The 14,778-nt window shown below is 50.1% G+C and carries 13 protein-coding genes; 7 read left to right on the plus strand and 6 right to left on the minus strand.

All coding sequences use genetic code 11. The features are described 5' to 3' along the window. On the plus strand, positions 1-187 hold a 187-nt coding region (locus RC73_RS21285), incomplete at its 5' end, for a hypothetical protein (protein ID WP_039036081.1). A gap of 322 nt (positions 188-509) precedes the next feature. Here RC73_RS21285 and RC73_RS18875 read toward each other — a convergent pair. Further along, the gene (locus RC73_RS18875) at positions 510-1,001 is read right to left on the minus strand and encodes a glutathione peroxidase (RefSeq protein ID WP_039036082.1); all 492 of its coding nucleotides are present in this window, start codon (positions 999-1,001) and stop codon (positions 510-512) included. Positions 1,002-1,120: 119 nt separating this feature from the next. On the opposite strand from RC73_RS18875, the gene RC73_RS18880 reads away from it, so the two are divergent. After that, positions 1,121-2,491 carry a magnesium transporter gene (locus tag RC73_RS18880; protein WP_039036083.1) on the plus strand — a complete coding sequence of 457 codons (1,371 nt, stop codon included), beginning with the start codon at positions 1,121-1,123 and terminating at the stop codon, positions 2,489-2,491. 109 nt (positions 2,492-2,600) lie between these two features. On the opposite strand, the gene RC73_RS18885 is transcribed toward RC73_RS18880, so the two are convergent. Beyond that, positions 2,601-3,584, minus strand: a complete 984-nt coding sequence (locus RC73_RS18885) for a DUF4382 domain-containing protein (RefSeq protein WP_039036084.1) — start codon at positions 3,582-3,584, stop codon at positions 2,601-2,603. A gap of 498 nt (positions 3,585-4,082) precedes the next feature. On the opposite strand from RC73_RS18885, the gene RC73_RS18890 reads away from it, so the two are divergent. Further along, positions 4,083-4,598 (plus strand): GNAT family N-acetyltransferase, encoded by a 516-nt coding sequence (locus RC73_RS18890; protein WP_039036085.1) that lies wholly within the window; start codon positions 4,083-4,085, stop codon positions 4,596-4,598. A gap of 229 nt (positions 4,599-4,827) precedes the next feature. Continuing rightward, positions 4,828-6,495 (plus strand): GGDEF domain-containing protein, encoded by a 1,668-nt coding sequence (locus RC73_RS18895; protein ID WP_039036090.1) that lies wholly within the window; start codon positions 4,828-4,830, stop codon positions 6,493-6,495. 117 nt (positions 6,496-6,612) lie between these two features. Here RC73_RS18895 and RC73_RS18900 read toward each other — a convergent pair whose 3' ends face one another. After that, positions 6,613-9,732 (minus strand): NAD(P)-binding protein, encoded by a 3,120-nt coding sequence (locus RC73_RS18900; protein ID WP_039036086.1) that lies wholly within the window; start codon positions 9,730-9,732, stop codon positions 6,613-6,615. A gap of 286 nt (positions 9,733-10,018) precedes the next feature. On the opposite strand from RC73_RS18900, the gene RC73_RS18905 reads away from it, so the two are divergent. Further along, positions 10,019-10,453 (plus strand): GNAT family N-acetyltransferase, encoded by a 435-nt coding sequence (locus RC73_RS18905; protein ID WP_039036091.1) that lies wholly within the window; start codon positions 10,019-10,021, stop codon positions 10,451-10,453. Between the two features lie 64 nt (positions 10,454-10,517). Here RC73_RS18905 and RC73_RS18910 read toward each other — a convergent pair whose 3' ends face one another. Continuing rightward, entirely contained in the window at positions 10,518-11,024 is a 507-nt protein-coding gene (locus RC73_RS18910) for a GspH/FimT family pseudopilin (protein WP_039036087.1), read from the minus strand. 105 nt (positions 11,025-11,129) lie between these two features. Further along, a complete protein-coding gene (locus tag RC73_RS18915) occupies positions 11,130-11,651 on the minus strand; it encodes a GspH/FimT family pseudopilin (RefSeq protein ID WP_039036088.1) in 522 nt (173 codons plus the stop codon). 343 nt (positions 11,652-11,994) lie between these two features. Between RC73_RS18915 and glnB the strand changes: the two genes are divergently transcribed. Further along, positions 11,995-12,333, plus strand: a complete 339-nt coding sequence (gene glnB / locus RC73_RS18920) for a nitrogen regulatory protein P-II (RefSeq protein WP_025009956.1) — start codon at positions 11,995-11,997, stop codon at positions 12,331-12,333. A 263-nt stretch (positions 12,334-12,596) separates the two neighbouring features. Here glnB and RC73_RS18925 read toward each other — a convergent pair whose 3' ends face one another. Next, positions 12,597-13,094 carry a hypothetical protein gene (locus RC73_RS18925; protein ID WP_052248302.1) on the minus strand — a complete coding sequence of 166 codons (498 nt, stop codon included), beginning with the start codon at positions 13,092-13,094 and terminating at the stop codon, positions 12,597-12,599. A 398-nt stretch (positions 13,095-13,492) separates the two neighbouring features. On the opposite strand from RC73_RS18925, the gene RC73_RS18930 reads away from it, so the two are divergent. Next, positions 13,493-14,467, plus strand: a complete 975-nt coding sequence (locus RC73_RS18930; protein WP_039036089.1) for a hypothetical protein — start codon at positions 13,493-13,495, stop codon at positions 14,465-14,467. Positions 14,468-14,778: the final 311 nt, after the last annotated feature.

Below are 14,778 nucleotides of genomic sequence, written 5' to 3' on the forward strand. Positions count from 1 at the left end.
CTTGAAAAAGGTTCAGCTATTCAGAGTCGGCTTTGCCGAAAAAGTTTCCCTGGTGGATAAATTTTTTATCTGCGACATGCCAAGCATGATTAAAGGCAAGTCTCCAAACAGCATGAAAATAGAGAATAAAAATGGCAGTCCAAAGGACTGCCTAAAAAATGCAGGGGACAAAGATCTTGGGCGCTAGCTCCAGTATCTCAGTCCAAAGGGAGATGATGATGAAACCGTTAAAATCGCTTCACTTATTCAGAGTTATTCGGAGAGAAAAAGTTCAGCCATAAAGAGATTTTTCTTGTGGAGCCGGCAGGCATAAAAAAAGGCAGCCATTAAGGACTGCCTTATGATCTATCGAAGATCAATGGGGCCGCGCTAGAAGCCCCTTAGGGAGAATGATGAACATGAAAAAGTAAATTCACTGCTCACTATGTTGGAGTCTGCAGTGATGTTTTGGTTCCCCCTGAATGGCGAAAAATAATCATGTTTTTTTAATTAGTTTATTTTTCAATTGATTATTTATCCTGTAATAGCTGGATAATCTGATTACGCAGAGCCTCGGGTTTGGTTGTGGGAGCATAGCGCTTGCTGACTTTGCCATGGCGATCGACCAGAAACTTGGTGAAATTCCATTTAATGCTTTCCGAGCCCAACACGCCAGGGGCCTGCTGCTTGAGCAGTTTAAACAAGGGATGAGCATGGGGGCCATTGACTTCCAGCTTGGCAAACAGTGGGAAGCTAACACCAAAATTCAATTCGCAGAAGGACTGGATCTCCTGCTCATTGCCCTTTTCCTGAGCACCAAACTGGTTACAGGGAAAGCCGAGTACCACCAGGCCTTGGTCTTTGAATTCCTGATACAGGCTTTCCAATCCGGCATACTGAGGAGTAAAGCCACAGGCACTGGCGGTATTGACCAGCAACATGACCCGTCCTTGAAATTCGCTGAGATCCGTTTGTTGTCCTTGGATATTCTCAAGTGGGATAGCGTATATTGAGTTAGACATAGTGGCTCCTTGGTTGAAGCTTTACTATATAACACAAACTATATTGTTAGTAATTTATTTGTGCGCAATTTAAATTTTGACCCAAGCGCATACTAAAAAGAAAGAGAGAGGAGAGTTGAGTGACACAAACAGCAGTCGAGCCGGAGCTTCAACCTCAAGCAGAAGTGGGGCAGGTGGTACAGCAGTTAACGCTATTGGAGGGCGAAGCTCAGGCCGAGGTCTTTGGTGAGATCCTAGAAGAGGCCGATCCTGGCACGATAGCCTTATTGCTGGAATCCTTGCCGCTGGATGAACGCTATGATCGCTGGAATCAAATAGCCTTCGCTGAGCGGTCAGCTGTGCTCAGCTTGATGCGCGCCGAACCCAGGATGAGCCTTCTTAGGCAGATGTCGGTGGAAGAGGTGGATCTGTTGCTGGCGCAACTGTCAGCTGAAGAGATGATCGAATGGAGCGATTATTTGCCCGACAGCTTTATCGATCGTGCTTTGGCACAAATGGGGGAGCGGCAACGCAAGCGCTATGAGCTTTATGATCAATACTCGGAAAATGAAATAGGTCGTTACACAGAACATCAGGCCTTGGTGCTCAGTAACAAAAGCCGGGTGGAACAGGCGCAGCGTTTTTTCCGCCGTATTGACTTGGATTGCTGCGAAAACCTCTATCTGGTGGATGAGGATAATCATTACCAGGGAACCGTCAGTCGCTATGAGATTTTTCGTCAGGATCCGCAAACCCCGCTTATTTCGCTTATCGAGCCGGACAGCCGGGTATTGTCGGCCGATTCATCCTTGATAGAGGCCGCCGAAGCGATAGAGCACAGCTCAGACATTGAGCTGCCGGTGGTCGATGAAGAAGGCACCTTAATCGGCCGCTTGACGCTGCGAACGGCAACCGCCTTGGTGCGAGAACACTATGAAGCGCGTTTGATGGCCTCGGCCGGTATGGATGAGTCCGATGACCTGTTTGCGCCTATCGTCAAGGGCGCTCGTCGCCGCGCCATTTGGCTCGGGATCAATCTACTGACGGCATTTTTGGCCTCTGCCACCATAGGTTTGTTCGAGGATGTATTGGCAAAAGTGGTGGCGCTGGCGGTATTGATGCCGATAGTGGCCTCTATGGGCGGAATTGCCGGCTCGCAATCATTGACCCTGATGATCCGCGGCATGGCGATGGGACAGATTTCCATAGGAAACCTGTTTTCCTTGATGAAGAACGAGCTTGGGATAGGGGCTCTCAACGGTATTCTCTGGGCCGTACTCATAGGTTTGGTGGCTGGGCTCTGGTTTGACGATAACCTGATTGGTATGACGATTGCTGTGGCTATTTTGGTCAATATGCTGGTTGCGGCATTGGCCGGTGTGGCAGTACCCATGATATTGCAGAAATTTAATCAGGATGCTGCGCTTTCCGGCTCGGTGATCCTGACTACGGTCACGGATGTTGTTGGCTTCTTTACTTTCCTTGGATTGGCAACCTTGCTGTATCTATAGTCGTTAGCTATTTATGTGACAGCATTGACCACTTCTGCAAAGTGGGCTCAATAGAAGACAGTCAAAAGAAAAGGGAGCACAGGCTCCCTTTCACAAAAGGCTTTGAAAGCTACTGGGCGACAATGGCGTTGAAGTCTTGCACTGTATCGGTTTGGTTGCTCAGGGTGACCTGATGCAACTGAGGGGCAGGGTTGGGAATAATAAGACCATCATATTGCTCTGGGTCGTCATTTTCCGCGCTGCAGCTGAAGGCCACTGTATAATCCCCGGCGGGAATAAAGCCAAAGGCGTATTTGCCGAAGTTACCTGCTTCATACTCCACTTCGACCGAGTTATATGGCACTACGGCGCCTTCTGGTACCGCATTCTGGTTGACATCCGGATCCAGGTTATCGGTCAGTAATGCTGGTTCCAGATCGTGGCCGGGATAGAGGTAGACAAAGTTGCCGCTATCGGCAGCACATTCACCTGCGTTGAACAGGTTGATATCTACCTCACCGGACAAGGAAGCCACAGTCGCATTGTTGACTATGGATACGCCGTGGGGCTTGAGGTTATAGCGCTGACCATTTTTGTTTTCCACCAGGCTGCGGCGCAGGTCAAATTCTATGGTGAAGCGCTGGACGCCGGTGCTGTCGACTTCGAAGCTGCCTAAACGCAGCCTGGTACTGGGCTGCTTGAGTGGCACTTGACCGGTTTCGTCGATCACATAGCTGAGATCTGAGCCGGTGGACTCATCCAGTATATGCAATATCAACTGTGAATAAGTGCCGACTTCCAACTCGGCATCGCTGAGGATGAGAGCGCTGTCGCTGCCTTGATACTCCAGCAGATCCAGTTGGCGGTAGTCTTCGCCGTTAGGTCCGGAGACCTCGAGGAAGATGTTATCTTGTCCTTCCCGTACCAGCTCAATTTTGTCAAACGCCACGACCACTTTTTCGGCACTGTCGACCGGGGCATCAGATACGGCGAAGCTAACTTTGGCGGTATTGGGTGTTGGTGTCGGCGGGGTATCATTGTCGCTGCCACCACAGGCAGTCAGCAACAGGCCTGAGCCGCAAAGCAGTGCGATACTTGAAATACGATTTTTCATCTTGGTTCCTCTTGTTGTTCCCGGAGCGTGACAGTGCCCGGTTACCCGGGGTTACTCAGAGAATTGTGTTTGTTGTCTGCCACAAACTCCCTCAATGGGGCTAACATAAGGAAGGTGCAAACAGGTCCTCGTGGCACTCTGGCTTACACAGCAATTGGCGTTCAAGGCATCTGACTGAAGGCATGCCGGGGCCTGTCAAAGTCGGATAACGCAGAGAGCCGGTTGCAGTGTAAGCCCCGAAGGGCGTGGCTTACAGGCCAGTCTGCTGTGTTGTGCTTCTTGCAAAGGACTAAGGCCATTTGCAGCGAATCACGCCTTGCATCCTGGCCTGTAAGCCTACGCAGAGCACACATGGGACCTGTTCGCACCTTCCCGAACTAATTGCGGCTTTTACCTGTAGCCATACGTTAATCTGGTTAAGCCGAGGTTAGGTTTTATGGGGAATGTCCCCTTCGATAGCTCACATATCCGCCAAGTATAGTCACCAAAGGAGTATTTATGCCTAATCCTGCCCAGGAAATCACGGTTTCCCTGGCCCAAAGTCCTGACTTGATTGCTGCCGCTTGCGCTTTGGTTGATAGCCGCGATGATAATGCTCACCCCTTGGATCATCAGGCCTTCATGGCCTCCCGTGCCGTGATAGTGGCGCAAAACGGAGTCGGGGAGCTGGTGGGCTGCGCTGTGATCAAGGCCGGTTGCGGAGATATCGCCGAGCTCGGATATTTAATGGTGCGCCCCGACTATAGACGGCGGGGGATTGCGGCGGCCCTGACCCAAAAACGGATCCAAATCGCCCGGGAAATGGGGATCCGGCTATTGTTTGCTACAGTTAGAGAAGAGAATCGTGCCAGTCGTGATAATTTGCTCAAGTCGGGGATGCAGTTTTGGGGGAACTATCTGAGTATCAGAGGCACAGGCAATACTGTGGGATGGTACTTTTTAGTATTGGATGACCAAGTGGATGTCGCTACAGAAATGCTCAAGTTGGTGGGGGATAGGGTCAGAATCGACTGAAATTACACTTTTTCGTCACCGGAGCGTGGCAAACTGGCATTTCCTGACAGAATTTTATCACGAATGCTGTGAGCTGGATTGCAAAATGTGGTTCACCGAAATAGAGTTAAATCATTAACAATAAAAAATAGATTCAGTGCCTTGGGCGTTTGTGTACTCAAGGATAAGGATAGCGCCATGGTCTTGGACGGAAATCGATTTGCCGACAGACAAACGTTCGCCCTTCAATATGGATAAACACCCAGGTTCCCTGCTCAGGCTATTGCTGGCGTTTGTTCTGCTCCAGTTTAGTGTGAGTGCCTGGGCCACTCAGGTGCTCGACAACAGCTACATTCTCAAGGCTGAGCCACAACAGTTGGCACCGACTTCGTTCGAGGCGGTACCAGCCTGGATCCGGGCGCAACAGGAAACCAGCCTGAGTTTGACCGGCGGCAGTTACTGGATGGTGCATCCCTTACGAGTGGCAAGTCGTGAACAGACTTGGGTCATAGACGTACGCAACTCCATTATAGAATCCATAGATCTTTTGCTGCTGGGGCAAGATGGTAGCAAACAGCAAGCCCACTCGGGCTATGATGCCGACTATCAGTATCTGTTTGATTATGGCAGGCGGTTCACCATCAAGCCGGGGATAGATTATTGGCTGGTGGTCAAGGTTGAGAGCCGTTACTACTCATCGGCACCCGAGATCCGCCTGGCTCCTGAAATAGAACACAGGCTCAGCGCCGACAGACATGCCACAGCCGTGGTGCTATGTCTCGGGGGCTTGATTTTTATCGCCTGCTATAACCTGTTCATCTTCTTTACCACCCGTGACAAGGCGTTCTTTTGGTACGGTCTTTATGTGCTGGCTTACTTCGGCGGCTGGGCCTTGACCTTCCACTTGCCCGCGCACTTGTTTCAGTTCCGGCAACTCGAGTTGCATCACCTATTCTTTATCAGCCTGCCCATATTGAACATTTTGTTCTATAATAATTTTCTGCAGCTTTCTCTCTATTCGCCCAAGCTTTGGCGCCTCAGTCGCATCTTGTTGTGGGCCTGTGTGTTGGCTCTGCCCACCAGTATTTGGTTCTTGTCCTATACGGCGATTATTGCTTCAGTGCTTATTATGCTCTGGATTGGACTGGCGATAGTTTGCGGTAATGTCTGTCTGATGAAAGGCTTCTCGCCGGCGCGTTATTTCATAATGGCCTTCAGCTGTTTGCTGCTGCCGGCAATCATCATATTGCCTGGTAACATGGGTATCACCCCGGACTTTTTTGAATATGCCGAGCTGGCAACTTTGCTGGGTGGCACTGCCGATGCTCTGTTGCTGTCCTTGGCGTTGGCAAGTAAGCTCAAACTCTTGTCGGAGGAGCGCCAGGAGTATATCCGCAAGTTGGGTATCGCTTGGGAACGAGCTCGCAGTGATAGCCTTACAGGTCTTGCCAACCGCTTGGCCTATGATGAGAGTCTGGCGGATTCCTGCCTGAGTAGTGGCATGCCCAAGCCGGGATACCTGTTGGTATTGTTGGATATTGAGGGGCTGAAACGGGTCAATGACACCCTGGGACATGGGGAAGGGGACAGATTGCTGTTGGCGGTAGCCGAAGAGCTACAAAGCTGGTCTGAAGCCAAGCTCAAGCCTTTTCGCATTAGTGGCAATGACTTTGCTTTGCTACTGCCGGAAGTCGAGGGGCAGCGACTGCAGAACTTGCTGCCGAGGCTGGAGCAGCGTATTGCCAGTGAAGGTTTTGCCGAGCTCTGTGTCAATCATGGCTCTGCGGCCAGTACAGACAAAGAAACGGTCCAGGATTGGGTCCGCGCCGCTGACAAAGACTTGTATCAGTGCAAGAGTCTGCGTCGTCGTGAGCTGCACGCCAGACAACTGGCCGCAGCCGAAGGCCTGCCCCGCTGAACTCTCGGGGCTAATTTCGGGACTAATTCCTGGGCTAAGTCCGGCGCTAAGTCAGCAGCTCAGTCCGGAGCAAGCTCATAGCTGAGTCGAACCGGCTAAATCCCGCCTGGATGCCTATCAGAAGTCTTCCTCACCCTTGATATGGCGCGGATAGCCACAGATAGCCTTGGAGGTGTGCATACCCGCCATGGTTGCGGCTTCGACGCAGCCCACATTCAGCCCTGTTTTTATCCAATCACCGGTGACATAGAGGTTATCCAGCCCAGTACCGTCTGTGGTGATGCGAAAACGCGAGCTGTCTTTCACCGACAACACATACCGCTCGGACGGGTCGACATTGGCACGCCAGTATTGGCTGTCAAAGCGCTGTTGTCCTTGACGTTCCTCCGGGTCGTGCAGCCAATCCCAGACAAAGCCATTTTGGGCTTCCGGCCAGAGATTGCCTATTTGATGCTCGAGTTGCCCCAGAGCCCCGGACTTGGCCACGGCATTCATTTGTTGGTTAAAGTCGCTCTGCTCTCTGGGGGGGTATTCGGCAACCGGCAGCGCCGAGCAGAAGTAACTGGCATTCTTGACGCGGCCTACCGGCCAGCTTTCTTTGTCAATCAATTGATCCATACTGGCCCAGGTGTCATAGGGTTCGCTGAAGGCCGACAGCACAGGCTCTTCGCCGGAAGCCGGAAAAAGCTGCCAGCCAAGACCGTTGAGATCTGTGTTGAGCCACAACTGATAGGCCTGGGTCGCCACAGTTTGCACCTTGGCCACAGCCTCTGATAGCGCCGGACTTTGGGGCATCACTTCTTTAGCCACATGAGGAACGGCGCCTATGGATAGACCGAAGATCACCTTGTCAAAATCCACCCCCTTACGCAGCTGCTTCACCGGCAGAGCGCGACCGGTTTCTTGCTGGTACAGCTGCGGCCAATCACTCCAGAAGTGTTCCAGGTTAACCCGGTTTTTTGCAATTAATCTGGCTTGAGTTTCATCCAGTTGTGATAGCAGAGGCTCGCTTGGCCAGCAGCCGAGTCCTTTGACATCCACCAACGGCTGATACTCGCTGAGTCCAGGCTTGAGGCTGGCCTGCTCCACTATCTCTATGCCGCTGACGGATTGTCCCTGACATTGCAGCTGTTGTACCTGGTGGAAGAAGTGAAAATTCACTCCGCGGCGTTTCAACACTTCATAGTAGGGGGTGAATACTGTGTCGCCCATGCCGGCCTGCATTTTCCACATCACGCCCCCTTGGTAGCAGAGGGCAATTCGCAGCATGGAGCGGATTATGGTGCCGGCTTCCACATTGGGGCGGGAGAAATCGCCCTGTTCATAGGCGAACACCAAATCGTAGAAGCCCCTTACCGGTGCCGAATCGACAGTGTAACGCTCGCTGGCGCCATGGCGACGCAGCCATTCGCGGTAGTCATAGCCGTTGATAACATCGAATCCACCCTTGAATACCCCATCGACAAACATCCCCTTGAGTATGGTCAGACCGAGGTCGGCACCTATGTAGAGGCGCCTGAGCTCGTCATTGCCACTCAAGTGATCGCCAAAGCGGCGCTTGAGACGCCGATGCAGTATATCGACGGCACTCTCGATTAGGCCATCGTCCTCGACAGTGTCGTGGGGGTGATCGTCACACTCCTGGCCTATCAGCTGGTTGAAGCGGCACTCCAGCTTGTCCCCCAGGGTTTCCAGGCTATCTTTGGCGTCATCCAGCGCCTCTTCGATGCGATCGTTCAGGCGTTCAAACCAGTCGCGGGTGAACCAGTCTCTGGGGCTATCCTTGGCCACGGCCTCATCGACTTCATCCATCTGTTTTAGCCATTGACGGATCCAGTAAAAGGCCGCCTTGACCAATTTCCACAGCGTCAGGGTTTCAGTGCTGTCGCCGGGGATACCCGGCATGGGCGGGAACTCTATGGGCCAGCTCAGGCTGCGCCCCTCTATCTGTTCCTGCAGCACAATAAAGTTATGGGGCTTGAAGGCTTCGACAAAGCTGGCCAGCGGCGCGTCATCCGCTCGCCCCAGTTCCTCATAGGCTTTGCGCATCAGGGCCGCGGCATTTTGGTAGAACCCAAACCAAATATGCAGCCCATGCTCTTCGATACGATCCCCCATGGCGGCATTGCGCCCGGAGGCTCCCTTGCCACCAATGCGCCAGCCCTGTTGATAGATATCTATCTGGTACCGGTTTTGCCAGCCAGGTTGTTCTGTAAGGCACATGGCCGCGGTAATGGCGGCAACGCCTCCACCGAGAATGGCAATTTTCTCTTTTTTGACTATAGAGTTGTCCACCAACACTTCGCCCGGCGGCACCTCAAAGTCAAAGTTCACATGGTAGGGCAGCAACACCTGCTGCTCGCCGAGCTGTACCCCCAGGGTTTCGGCCAGCGGGAAGCTGTCGTTGGCAAAGACTGTGGCCACCAGGGAGTTATCCAGCAGCGACAGATGATGCACCTTGGTGACTCTGGCGGGCGCCTGCAGCAGCGCCTGATATACCGCCTTGGTGCCGGAAGCGTCGGGGAACTGCTTCAGGAAAACTTGCTCCACCGCCGGTTTGAACAGCAGTTCGAATACCTGCTCGGCCCCAAGAGCATCCAGATCGGGAATAAAGTCGGTTTGGGCCTGAATAAAGTCCCAGGTTTGGCCTATGGCTTCCAGTGGCGAGAGGGCATTCTCCTGCTGCGGCCTGCACTTAATCTGGAGCAGTGGTGCCATTGCCAGCTCGGCATCCGGGGAGAATTTTTGAAAACTCTTGGCCGCCAACGACAGTTCTGTCAGCGGCTCATCTACGCCTGGCATCCGGTATTCGCAGGCGTATTTGGGATAACCAAACAGCTCGCGACCATTGATCAATGCCATCGCATCATTGACCCAGATATGCAGCGGCTGAAACAGAATTTCGCTGATTTCGCCGGAATCTGGATTGGCCTGTTTGCCCACCATCACCCAGGTGATGATATCGGTTTCCTGGATCCAACCCTTGTTGCGATCCACCTCGACACTGGAATAAGCCTTGGCGATTTGAGTGAAAGTTGTCAGTACATAAGGGGACAACACCTTGAAATACATCTTGTTGTTGGCGACCTGGTTCAGGGTTTGGTCGACACTCTGTTGCAAATTGGCAAGCTTGCCCTTGAGGAAAAAGCCGTACATATCGGCCTGGGTTAACACCAGAGGAGAGTGCATAAGCACTGAGCCGGGAGGGTAGATAAAGTCGGGGCGTTGTTCGTTCATAGCGACCATCCTTGTGTACTGACGTTTGCCAGATTTATCTGACTGAATTAGCTGAATAAACCTAGCGTATATTCAGGCTTCTTACAATTACACGTTCGTTGCCGGATATGTGTTCCTTAGTGTAAGCAAGTGTAATAGGTTGCTGCTTGGCAGTGTTACCTTCTCCACTTTCTATGGCTTGGCTGGAGTAAACTTCTCTTGGGATAACAATATATTGATGACTGGACATAACCGCCGGATTGGCGTTAATTTGAGCATGGTGAACAGTTTTTATTACTATCATTGTATGAACCCAAGCATACGCACCGCCAGGTTAAGCGATATTCCTGCCATAATGGCGTTGAGATTGAATGTGCGCGAAAACCGCCTGCAGGATCCCGGGCGGATCACTCAAGCTTGCTATCTCAGCTATTTGACAGGTCGGCGGCGCACTTGGGTTGCAGAGGATGAAACACAACTATTGGGTTTTGTCTGTAGCGATCGTGATGATGCCAGAATTTGGGCGCTTTTTATCGCGCCGGAGTCGGAAGGAAAGGGCATAGGTAAGGCCTTGTTACAGCAAGCGGTTGACTGGCTCCATGCCGGAGGCTGTAGCAAGCTGCAACTCAGTACCGAGCCGGGTACCCGCGCCGAAGGCTTTTATCGCCATCTTGGTTGGCAGTCTCTGGGGCTGACTGAAGAAGGTGAGGTGGGTTTCCTGTTGACTTCACCATCAGATTAAAGTGACTTGTAAGCATGGCTCTGACATAGATTCACTCTACTGAAACCGGCATGACCTCTGTCATTTAAATTGGGCAGGCCAGGCCATCAGCGCCGTATTTGATCATCCCTGAGCTGGAAACCGTCACACTTCTTGAGCCATTGGCTTGCTTGGAAGGGCAATAGATAAAGGTCACTTCGCCTGTGTTGCTTAGGCCATCGGCACGAAAGCCAACATTGCTGCCCACGATGGCATCCTTGCTGTCGATGCCTTCCACTACCCGCAATATTTTTTCGCTGCCTCCGGCCTCGGTATAGACCTTGAGGCCATCATTAAAATTGGCGGCACAACCTGTATCACTCTGATAGCCACAAACTTTCACCTCCATACCATAGCTGATGGCCTGGTTGCGGGCGAAGGACAGGGCTTGTTCAATTCGGCTTATTTCCGACTTACTGCGATAGCTTTCATATAAAGAAGTGAGTGAGGGAACTCCCACAGACAGCAGTATGGCGGCAACAGCAATGGTGACCATGAGTTCGACCAGCGTAAAGCCACGGATTCTGGAACTGGAAAAATGTGCAACAGCCATAGTCAACTCTTCACACGAATAGATTACGCTTAAGTATAAGTGAATGAGTTGTTAATTACAGTAGTCTTTGCAAACCCTGTGCAGTGGTCGTTAATTCCACCAGCATCAACCATCCTGACAACTGATGTTTTTATCCTGAGAGCGTCGAATTCGTCCGGCTTGATTGATTATCAAGGCTTTTGAGTGGGGACTATTAGCCTTACCAGGACAATACTTGAAGGTGCCATTGGTTCCTGACGCCAGTCCATCCGGCAGAAAGCGTATCGCTTTCCGGTTGTACTTGAGTATGTCTTGGCTATCAAAAGCGCCGCTTTGAAACAGCAGCTTGTCGTCATCATCCAGGGTCAGATTACCGTTGCGGTCGCTGAAAACCGTTATCCCTTGCTGCCAGGCATCGGCTTCACAGCGGCCATCCTTGAGCGCACAGACACTGACTCTGACGCCATAACTAATGGCCTGATTACGGGCAAATTGCAGCAGTTGTTGTACTTGTTTTATACCGGTTTGAGCGCGATAACCTTCGTAGAGCGACTTGAGTGATGGCGCCCCGACTGAGGCCAGTATTGCCAGCAGCACCATGGCGACCATGACCTCCAGCAGCGAAAAACCAAGTGGTAAATGACGCATAATCTCATCCTTGAGCATTGGGCGGTCCGCATCCGGCGAACCTGAGTGTTAGTTTAGTCCAGGCAGAGGCTCGGCTCTGGTGTCCTTTTAGATGAGTTTGCACTAAATATTGCACTTGCTTACCTAAGGGATGAATAAGTACACCGAGTTGATCATGGCTACTACTAAAGAATATGCCTGGTTTTTTCATCTGAGCGGACAATCACTTCTTGCCCGCAGTATGTCGTGATAAGCTATTGCGATTGTATCCGAACAAGCAAAATCGCGAGCTATTTCTCCGGTCAAACTGCCGTGGGAATAGTCATGAGTCGCAAAAGAATTCCAAGCCCTAAAGGAGTGCCTGATGAAGAAAGTGGAAGCCATAATCAAGCCGTTTAAACTGGACGATGTCCGTGAGGCGTTGGCTGAGATAGGAATAACCGGTATGACGGTTCTGGAAGTCAAAGGTTTTGGCCGCCAGAAGGGACATACAGAGTTGTACCGTGGTGCCGAGTATATGGTCGACTTTCTGCCCAAGGTGAAGATAGAGCTGGTGATTCAGGATGATCTGCTGGAACAGGCACTGGATGTGATTGTTGAAACCGCCCGTACCGGTAAAATCGGCGACGGTAAGATCTTTGTGACCGATATCGAACGCATTATTCGTATCCGTACCGGTGAAGAAAACGAAGAAGCGGTATAAAAACGAATGTAAAAATTAGGTTCATCGCAGATTAGCGTGGACTACAAATGAAAACGGTTGGAGAGTTATTGTTTAGTCGCCAAATAAAAACAATGACCCACTCCAATCGTTGTCGATGTCGAATATTACCTGCACTAGCTCAGACTTGTACTGACAGTGTAGTGGTCAAGTTAATTGGCCACTACAAGCCAATCACACTCAGAACCAAAACCACCGAATGTTCCTGCGTCCGTTTTAGCAGTTTTTTATGTGTAAAACCACGATTATCGTAGTAAAGAAAAATATTTATCCAAGGTGATCTCTGCTACCCAACACTCCAGCGTACCTTCACAGGATAAACCTAATGGATTCAAAGGAGTACAGGCACTTTTGATAGGTACTAGAGAGTTTTCAATTTGATATTCAAAAGTGTAATATTCCGTTTTGTATATGAATTTATCCCCCAATAAACGACCATTCTCATCGTCGTGCCTCATAAAATAACGCGTAATTACGTGGACTTTCTCATCGTTCTCTTCAACTAATTGAGAAACAACATTGGCCATTCCTTCGTAACATTCAAATATTAATTCAGAGAACTTATATTCATTAAAAGTATCAGTCATATTGATAGGGCGAAAATATATATGAGGTCTAAGAATAACACCTTCATTAGAACTAAAAGCCACATTTAATCCACTATGAGGCACTTGTTCATATAAGCTTTTTTTAAGAATCAAATGTTGGTCGAAATATATAACCTCATATAAATCATCACTCATTTACACTACATCTCCTTAACTTGTTGGCAGATTCAAATCCACATATAAAAATCAAGCCACCCACTGTAAAACAATAACTTAATCTTCTTTCTGTCTGCGTTCAAGCACCAGTAGTGGATTTGAGCACCCGGAGGTAGCAAAATGGAGACACCCATAATTCTTGACAAAATCAAAAAGACAAAATGAAGACACCCATAATTCTTGGCAGGTTTCTCTCACCTTGTCTAGGCTTGAATGGAGCCTTTGAAAGACAAAATGAAGACACCCATAATTCTTGGTAGGTTTCTCTCACCTTGTCTAGGCTTGAACTTAATCAAAATGAAGACACCCATAATTCTTGGCAGGTTTCTCTCACCTTGTCTAGGCTTGAATGGAGCCTTTGAAAAGGAAAGGATGCCATGCCGAGGCCAAGATATGCTCAAGTCAGTCTTGAGGACACTCCCTTCTATCACTGCATCTCCCGCTGTGTACGCCGCGCCTTTCTATGTGGTGTTGATGATTATTCCGGCAAGAGCTATGAACATCGCCGCGATTGGGTTGAATCCCGTCTATTGGAACTGGCGGCAGTGTTCGCCATTGACTTGTGTGCCTATGCAGTCATGTCCAATCATCTGCATTTGGTGCTCAGAGTTGACTTGAAAACCGCCACTGAATGGACATTGGAGCAGGTTTTACAGCGTTGGCATCTGCTTTACAGTGGAACTCTGTTATCTCAGCGTTTTCTGCGCGGTGAAACACTTTCTGATATTGAATATCTCACTCTGCAACAAACCGCTGAAGTCTATCGCCAACGTTTGATGGATATCAGTTGGTTTATGCGGACGCTCAATGAACCTATTGCCAGACAGGCCAATCGGGAAGACGGGTGCAGTGGTCGCTTCTGGGAAGGCCGCTTCAAATCCCAGGCGCTATTGGATGATGCAGCCGTATTGGCCTGCATGGCTTATGTTGACCTGAACCCTATCCGCGCGGGAATAGCCAAAATCCCGGAAGACTCAGACTATACCAGTATTCAACGGCGGATACGGGCCGCGATGCAAGGCAAAAACACACCTGAGCTGTTACCCTTTGTCGGCAATGAACGGCTGAACATGCCACAAGGATTGCACTTTGATGCCAAGGATTATCTACAACTGGTCGATGATACCGGGCGCATTATCCGCCACGACAAGCGCGGTCACATCACTGCCGGCACAACAACCATTTTGAATCGTTTAAACATCCCTATCGACAACTGGCTCAAGTTAACGACTGATTTTAGCCGTCTATTCAAAGGGCCAGTGGGTACACTGGAATCTCTTACCGACTACTGTATTCACCTACAACGACGACGAAGACAAGGAGCCGCTAATTGTCAGAAGTTGTTTAGCTGAATCCCCGAGGCTCCAAGATATTTATCTCCAATCGAACTTTATTCGACCTCCATCGTGTCTGAAATTCGACTTTTTCGCTCATTTCAATAACTGAATGGCCCTCAAAAGGTTTGAAAGATGATTTTCTCTCAGTGAAAACATCAGTGTTTCTGTAATCCAGGCAACTAGAGCCTTCACTCAGCTAATAATGGGTGTCTTTGTTGTTCTCTCAGCTAATAATGGGTGTCTTTGTAGCTAATAATGGGTGTCTTTGTTGTTCCTTACTTCCTCGGTATTTGCGGCCAATCTGACCATCCCTATGTCTTTTGAAT

The organism is Shewanella sp. ECSMB14102, assembly GCF_000813075.1.
In the GTDB taxonomy this organism is placed as follows: domain Bacteria; phylum Pseudomonadota; class Gammaproteobacteria; order Enterobacterales; family Shewanellaceae; genus Shewanella; species Shewanella indica.

What these genes read in the sequence shown, in the direction of transcription:
- RC73_RS18875 (WP_039036082.1), bottom strand. Translation starts at nt 1,001, where the DNA reads ATGTCTAACTCAATATACGCTATCCCACTTGAGAATATCCAAGGACAA.
- RC73_RS18885 (WP_039036084.1), bottom strand. Translation starts at nt 3,584, where the DNA reads ATGAAAAATCGTATTTCAAGTATCGCACTGCTTTGCGGCTCAGGCCTG.
- RC73_RS18890 (WP_039036085.1), top strand. Translation starts at nt 4,083, where the DNA reads ATGCCTAATCCTGCCCAGGAAATCACGGTTTCCCTGGCCCAAAGTCCT.
- RC73_RS18895 (WP_039036090.1), top strand. Translation starts at nt 4,828, where the DNA reads ATGGATAAACACCCAGGTTCCCTGCTCAGGCTATTGCTGGCGTTTGTT.
- RC73_RS18900 (WP_039036086.1), bottom strand. Translation starts at nt 9,732, where the DNA reads ATGAACGAACAACGCCCCGACTTTATCTACCCTCCCGGCTCAGTGCTT.
- RC73_RS18905 (WP_039036091.1), top strand. Translation starts at nt 10,019, where the DNA reads ATGAACCCAAGCATACGCACCGCCAGGTTAAGCGATATTCCTGCCATA.
- RC73_RS18910 (WP_039036087.1), bottom strand. Translation starts at nt 11,024, where the DNA reads ATGGCTGTTGCACATTTTTCCAGTTCCAGAATCCGTGGCTTTACGCTG.
- RC73_RS18915 (WP_039036088.1), bottom strand. Translation starts at nt 11,651, where the DNA reads ATGCGTCATTTACCACTTGGTTTTTCGCTGCTGGAGGTCATGGTCGCC.
- glnB (WP_025009956.1), top strand. Translation starts at nt 11,995, where the DNA reads ATGAAGAAAGTGGAAGCCATAATCAAGCCGTTTAAACTGGACGATGTC.
- RC73_RS18925 (WP_052248302.1), bottom strand. Translation starts at nt 13,094, where the DNA reads ATGAGTGATGATTTATATGAGGTTATATATTTCGACCAACATTTGATT.
- RC73_RS18930 (WP_039036089.1), top strand. Translation starts at nt 13,493, where the DNA reads ATGCCGAGGCCAAGATATGCTCAAGTCAGTCTTGAGGACACTCCCTTC.